Annotated in this window: 5 protein-coding genes and 2 pseudogenes; all 7 read left to right on the top strand. The window is 49.6% G+C overall.

Annotated elements, in window-relative coordinates; all coding sequences use genetic code 11:
* Window positions 1-320 (top strand): annotated as a pseudogene (locus tag KBZ12_RS18350) (hypothetical protein); the annotation flags it as partial.
* 5 nt (window positions 321-325) lie between these two features.
* Window positions 326-1213 carry a hypothetical protein gene (locus KBZ12_RS18345; protein WP_254959505.1) on the top strand — a complete coding sequence of 296 codons (888 nt, stop codon included), beginning with the start codon at window positions 326-328 and terminating at the stop codon, window positions 1211-1213.
* Between the two features lie 14 nt (window positions 1214-1227).
* Window positions 1228-2088: a class I SAM-dependent methyltransferase gene (locus KBZ12_RS18340; protein ID WP_254959504.1), complete on the top strand. Its 861-nt coding sequence runs from the start codon at window positions 1228-1230 to the stop codon at window positions 2086-2088.
* Complete coding sequence (locus KBZ12_RS18335; RefSeq protein WP_315859439.1) at window positions 1980-2996, top strand: SDR family oxidoreductase; 1017 nt, start codon at window positions 1980-1982, stop codon at window positions 2994-2996. Before KBZ12_RS18340 ends, KBZ12_RS18335 begins: the two co-directional genes overlap by 109 nt.
* On the top strand, window positions 2963-4231 hold the full coding sequence (locus KBZ12_RS18330) for a glycosyltransferase (protein WP_254959502.1): 1269 nt from the start codon (window positions 2963-2965) through the stop codon (window positions 4229-4231). Before KBZ12_RS18335 ends, KBZ12_RS18330 begins: the two co-directional genes overlap by 34 nt.
* A 204-nt stretch (window positions 4232-4435) precedes the next feature.
* Window positions 4436-4942 carry a transposase family protein gene (locus KBZ12_RS18325; protein WP_254959501.1) on the top strand — a complete coding sequence of 169 codons (507 nt, stop codon included), beginning with the start codon at window positions 4436-4438 and terminating at the stop codon, window positions 4940-4942.
* Between the two features lie 150 nt (window positions 4943-5092).
* Window positions 5093-5346, top strand: a pseudogene (locus tag KBZ12_RS18320) (transposase); the annotation flags it as partial.

Here is a 5346-nt window from a genome sequence, read left to right as displayed (position 1 = left end):
GGGGTGATGCCGACACTGCTGCCCGATCCCTGAATCAGCAGCACAGAGCACTGCTTCTTGATCGCTCAGCGATGAGCTGTCAGAAATGCAGTCCCGCGGGGGACGTCCCGACCCCTGAACACATACGGATCAGCTTTGGGGTCACGATCCTCAAGGGCGTGCGGATTGGCAAAGGAGCCGTGATCGGCGCCCGATCAATTGTGACCAAGGATGTACCACCCTACATGCTGTATCATAATGAGTTGTATCCTCGCTTGACACCATTGAGCCCGTCAGATTCCACCAGCTCTATTGAGCCGTTCCCTCCTCAAGGCAACTGATTCCAATGGACGACAAAAGCGATAGGCAGCTTGTACTTCAAGGCCAAGCCTTAGCTCTGCTGAACCGGCAGCGAAAAGAAGCTGGAGCACTGCAATCACTGGATGCCTACGAATTCCGAGTTTTTTCCCAGTTTGGCGAAGACGGCATCCTTCAACACTTAATCGAGGAGGCAGGCATTCAAGCGCACGAACGAATATTTGTTGAATTTGGCGTACAGGATTACCAGGAGTCGAATACAAGGTTCCTCCTGCAGGGTTGCAACTGGGGAGGTTTAATCATTGATGGCAGTAAGGAATGGATGACTTCTGTCAGAAACAGCTCACTCTGCTGGCGCTACAACCTCCAAGCATTGGCGGCCTGGATCGATCGGGATAACATCAATGAACTCATATCATCTGCAGGAATCTCTGGAGAGATTGGCATTCTAAGTGTCGATATTGATGGCAATGACTATTGGGTTTGGGAGGCAATTATTTGCATAAATCCAATTATTGTGGTTTGCGAATGGAATAGTTCATTTGGCCCTGATCATTCGGTTTCAATACCATACGATCCACTTTTTAATCGACTTACGGCGCATCACTCCCACCAATACTGGGGGGCCTCTGTTCAGGCCCTTCAACAACTTGGCCTCAAAAAAAACTATGAGTTAATTGGCTCCAACCAGGCCGGAAATAATCTATTCTTTGTCCGCAATGATCGACTGGGTCGCTTGCTTGGCAGCTCTGCTGCAGATGCGTGGACTGAAGCCAAGTTCTCAGATACCCGCAACGAGCAAGGACAGTTAACTTTTCTTCGTGGAAAGCATCGGTCTAGACTGATAGACAAACTGCCTCTTGTGAATACGAGCAATTGTCAAAACACATCCTTAGAGCAACTTAAACAGCACTAACAATGTAACCAAATTTGAATTTATCAACTTCGGCTAAGCACGATCTCACATGGGAGCAGGCAGTTCAATGGCTGCGCAATCAAGCAGAGCAAGAACAATTAGTAAATGCTTGCTACTACGATGACCCGATCACCGAGGCTGCAACTCGCTTTGCAGAGAGCGAGGAATTTCAGGCTGTTCTTGCACTCGCCAATCTAAAGGTCAACAGCACCGTGATCGACTTTGGAGCAGGTCGAGGAATCGGTTCCTATGGATTTGCCCGTCTAGGCCATGATGTTACGGCCTTGGAGCCTGATGCGAGCGACACCGTAGGACGTGGCTGCATTGAGGTCTTAGCCAGACTCAGCGGCGTCACCATCAATGTCTCTGCTGATAGTGCGGAGCACATCAGTGCACCAGACAACATCTTCGACCTTGCCTACTGTCGTGCAGCGCTGCACCATGCAAGATCCTTGCAGACGGTGTGTGAGGAAGTCTTCCGAGTCTTGAAGCCCGGAGGGATGCTAATCGCCACCCGAGAACACGTGCTCAGCCACGAAACTGATCTTCCGCAGTTTCTGGCAGCCCATCCCCTCCACCACCTCTACGGAGGCGAAATGGCCTACACCCTTACCACCTATCTCAACTCACTTCAATCAGCAGGCTTCAGAACGATCAAAACATTGGGCCCGAGAGAAAGCGTCATCAATGCCTACCCTGCCAGTCTTGCGAATCTCGACGATCAAAGCCGTAGGTATTGGTCCGATCGCTTGAGACGCCTGGGTCGATGGATCAGCCGTTCGGCGTTCGCACGAACTGCAGCATTACGTCGCCTAGATCATCAAGACCAACAGCCAGGAAGGCTCTACTCCTTCATCGCCATCAAACCACGATGAAAATTGCCATAACGGGAGCAGGGGGATTCATTGGTAGTGCGCTAAGGGCATATCATCAATCCCTTGGACATGAAGTCCATGCAATCAGTCGCACCCTGATCAACGAACCAGGATGTTATGGCCATTGCATTAGTTTGCACTCCGAAGAAACTTATGCGTTGATCCAAGCTCTTCAACCCGATATCTTGATTCATGCTGCAGGGCGATCATCTGTCCCCAACTCCGTGACTGATCCCGCTGCAGACTTCAACTCAGGCCCACCTGTCGTCTTTCAGCTCCTTGATGCATTACGACTTCACTCTCCCAAAACAACTTTCCTATTTCTATCTAGTGCTGCTGTCTATGGTAATCCAGCTAAACTACCGATTCATGAATATAGTGCTATTAACCCAATCTCTCCCTATGGCTGCCATAAATATCAATCAGAATTACTAGTCCGAGAGTTTGCCGAGATTTATGGCGGCAGAAGTGCATCGATTCGCATCTTTTCAGCCTATGGCAAAGGCCTAAAACGTCAGCTTTTATGGGATGTCTGCCAAAAAGCTTGGGGGAACAATCAGATATCCCTTCTGGGAAGCGGCAACGAAGCTCGAGACTTTGTTCACATCACCGATATTTGTCGTGCACTAGAATTCATTATTGGCCAATCCGATTTGATCGGACAGCCAATTAATCTTTGCAGTGGTATTTCAACCCCGATTCAAGAGGTCTCTCAACTGATCGCTTCTCATTTTCCCCATCAACCCAGCATCATTTTTTCTGGGGTCCAGCAACTCGGTGCTCCAGCTCGCTGGCAGGGTGAGACTTCTTGGCTGCATAGCCGCGGATTTGACTGCTCTATTTCCATTGCCGAGGGTGTCAATGAATATGTAGAATGGTTCTTGAATACTCATCAGCAAAAAGATTAATGAATAATTCACCAATTAGAATTGGCCTTCTTTACACAGGCGGACGTGACTGGATCGGAGGAGAGCACTACATATTAAACATTCTTTATGCGCTGAAAGAATTTCAAGCAACTGGCTGCGGTGAGACCGCCTTTAAAGTAATTTTATGCTACGAAGACGAAGGCCTTTCAGATCACATTCGCAAAACATTTAGCGCCGCAGATGATTTTAGATTAATCAAAACAATTGGCTCCCCTCTGCGTAAACGCGATGTATTGATTCCCGTTCTAAATATGTACTTACCGCGGAAACTGCGATTTCTCAAGGCTAAGGCTCGGCAGTTTTTAACTGATTCTCAAGGCATTGATTTCCTTTATCCTTACGATTTTCGGTCAGTTTTGTCTGAAGGTACTCATGCAGTAGGATGGATAGCAGATTTCCAGCCTCGCATTTTGCCTCATTTTTTTGGCGAAGAAAATCTAAAATGGCGGTATGAATACGAAGATCGTGTTAGCGACAGAGCTACAGATATAGTTTTTAGCAGCCAAACTTGTATTTCTGATTTTAAAAAGTTTTTTCCATATAGCCAAGCCAAACCTCATTTATTTAGATTCTACCCTTTTATTGAGCCTAACGCATGGGAGCAAGATCCCACACTAATTCAATCAATGTACAACTTACCCGAAAAATTCTTTATCTGTTGCAACCAGTTTTGGCAGCATAAAAATCATATCGCTGTTCTTGAGTCCATCGCCAGCCTTTCAGAAGCAAATCTTGATCTGTTTGTGGTTTTTACTGGCCACACACAGGACAATCGACTGGCCGAACACTTTGACAATATCTGTAGTAAAATTAACCGGCTAGGAATTCGACCAAATATCGCTATTCTCGGCCTAATCCCCAAAATCCACCAACTTCAACTGTTACGCAGAAGCATTGGGGTTATTCAACCGTCTTTAAGTGAGGGTTGGAGCACCGTTGTTGAAGACGCAAGATCATTAGGAAAGCCAATGATTTTGAGCGATCTCCCTGTTCATCTTGAGCAAGACCCACCTAGAGCTGTTTATTATGACAATCGGTCGTTGACCTCGTTGAGCAAAGCCATGCAAGAGGCTTGGACTGATTGGCAACCGGGTCCAAACTGCGACCACGAAAAAAAAGCAAGAATTCAATCGCAAATATTAATTCAAAATATGGGTGAACGTTTTTTGCAAATAGTCACATCTGTTACCACCAAACGCGACTTAGTTGATTAATAAATAAAACCGCACTTAAACTAGCCGGCTAAATTTAAAAATCTAAAGGAATCTGAAAGAAAAAAGCAATCCTTCTCTGTGATCAGATCACGAGCGGGTCCCGGAGCACGTGGGGGGGGGGTCAGGGCCGACTGAAAGTCAGTCACAAGGGCGATTGCGGTGCCTTGTAGGGTCTGCTGTCCTCGGTTGGATTGCTCCTCTCTCTTGTCCAAGCCCGCGTCGCCTTCTGATCTGATCGGCTTTCTGCAGCAGTCGCTTCCTGAGGGTCGCAAGCGCCGGGGCGTGCGCTATCCCCAGTGGCTGCTGTTGCTGATGGACATCCTGGGAATCCTGAGCGGCTGTCGCAGCGCCAGGGATCTGGAGCGATTTGCCCGTCGGCACCGCGTGGCCTTCAATACGGCTCTCGGTCTTGAGCTTCGCGGGACACCCACCGACTCCACCTTTCTCTACCTGTTGGAGCGGGTGGATCTGCAGAGCATGTTCGCGATGCTGCGCCAGTGGATGCTGGCCCAAATCGCAGAGCAGGACAGGGAACTTGATCAGTTGATCTGTGACGGTAAGACCTTGCGTGGTTCCGCCAGCCAGCCCGAGGGATCTGACGGTGCCACCCGCTTTGTCACCCAGGTGACGCTCTACGCCCGCGATCTGGGCGTCGCCTACTGCTCCGCAGAAGCCTGGCGGCTACGCCCAGACCTCCTACGACACCGGTGACTCCCATGAGCGCGCTGCCCTCTAGCCGCAGGCTTCTGCGAAGCAGTAGGAGCTGCTGAGCACGCTCGATCTCAATGGCGTGCTGATCCAGGCGGATGCACTCCACACCTCACCGTCTTTTTTCAGCTCGCAGCAGAACAGGGGGCCGACTTGCTCCTGACCGTCAAGAAAAGTCAGCGCACACTGCACCGGCAGATCGCCGATCAGTTCCGATACCAGCGTCACTTCCCTGTCGAGGAGAGCGATTTCGAGAAAAGTCACGGCCGCCAGGTGCTTAGGGAACTGAGAGCCCGCAACGCCACAGAGGCGATCCGCGAACGCTGGATCGGCGCCAGCTGGATCATTGAACTGGTGTCCTCAGGCCAACGTGACGGCAAGCCATTCCGCCACGTCCACCAATTCAT

This window comes from Cyanobium sp. Cruz CV13-4-11 (genome assembly GCF_024346055.1).
Lineage (GTDB): Bacteria > Cyanobacteriota > Cyanobacteriia > PCC-6307 > Cyanobiaceae > Cyanobium.
Note: the sequence above shows the minus strand (reverse complement) of the source record. Positions and strands in the feature narration are given on the sequence as shown.

Excerpts from the sequence above, each read along its gene's own strand:
- KBZ12_RS18345 (WP_254959505.1), top strand. The coding sequence starts at position 326 with ATGGACGACAAAAGCGATAGGCAGCTTGTACTTCAAGGCCAAGCCTTA.
- KBZ12_RS18335 (WP_315859439.1), top strand. The coding sequence starts at position 1,980 with ATGGATCAGCCGTTCGGCGTTCGCACGAACTGCAGCATTACGTCGCCT.
- KBZ12_RS18330 (WP_254959502.1), top strand. The coding sequence starts at position 2,963 with ATGGTTCTTGAATACTCATCAGCAAAAAGATTAATGAATAATTCACCA.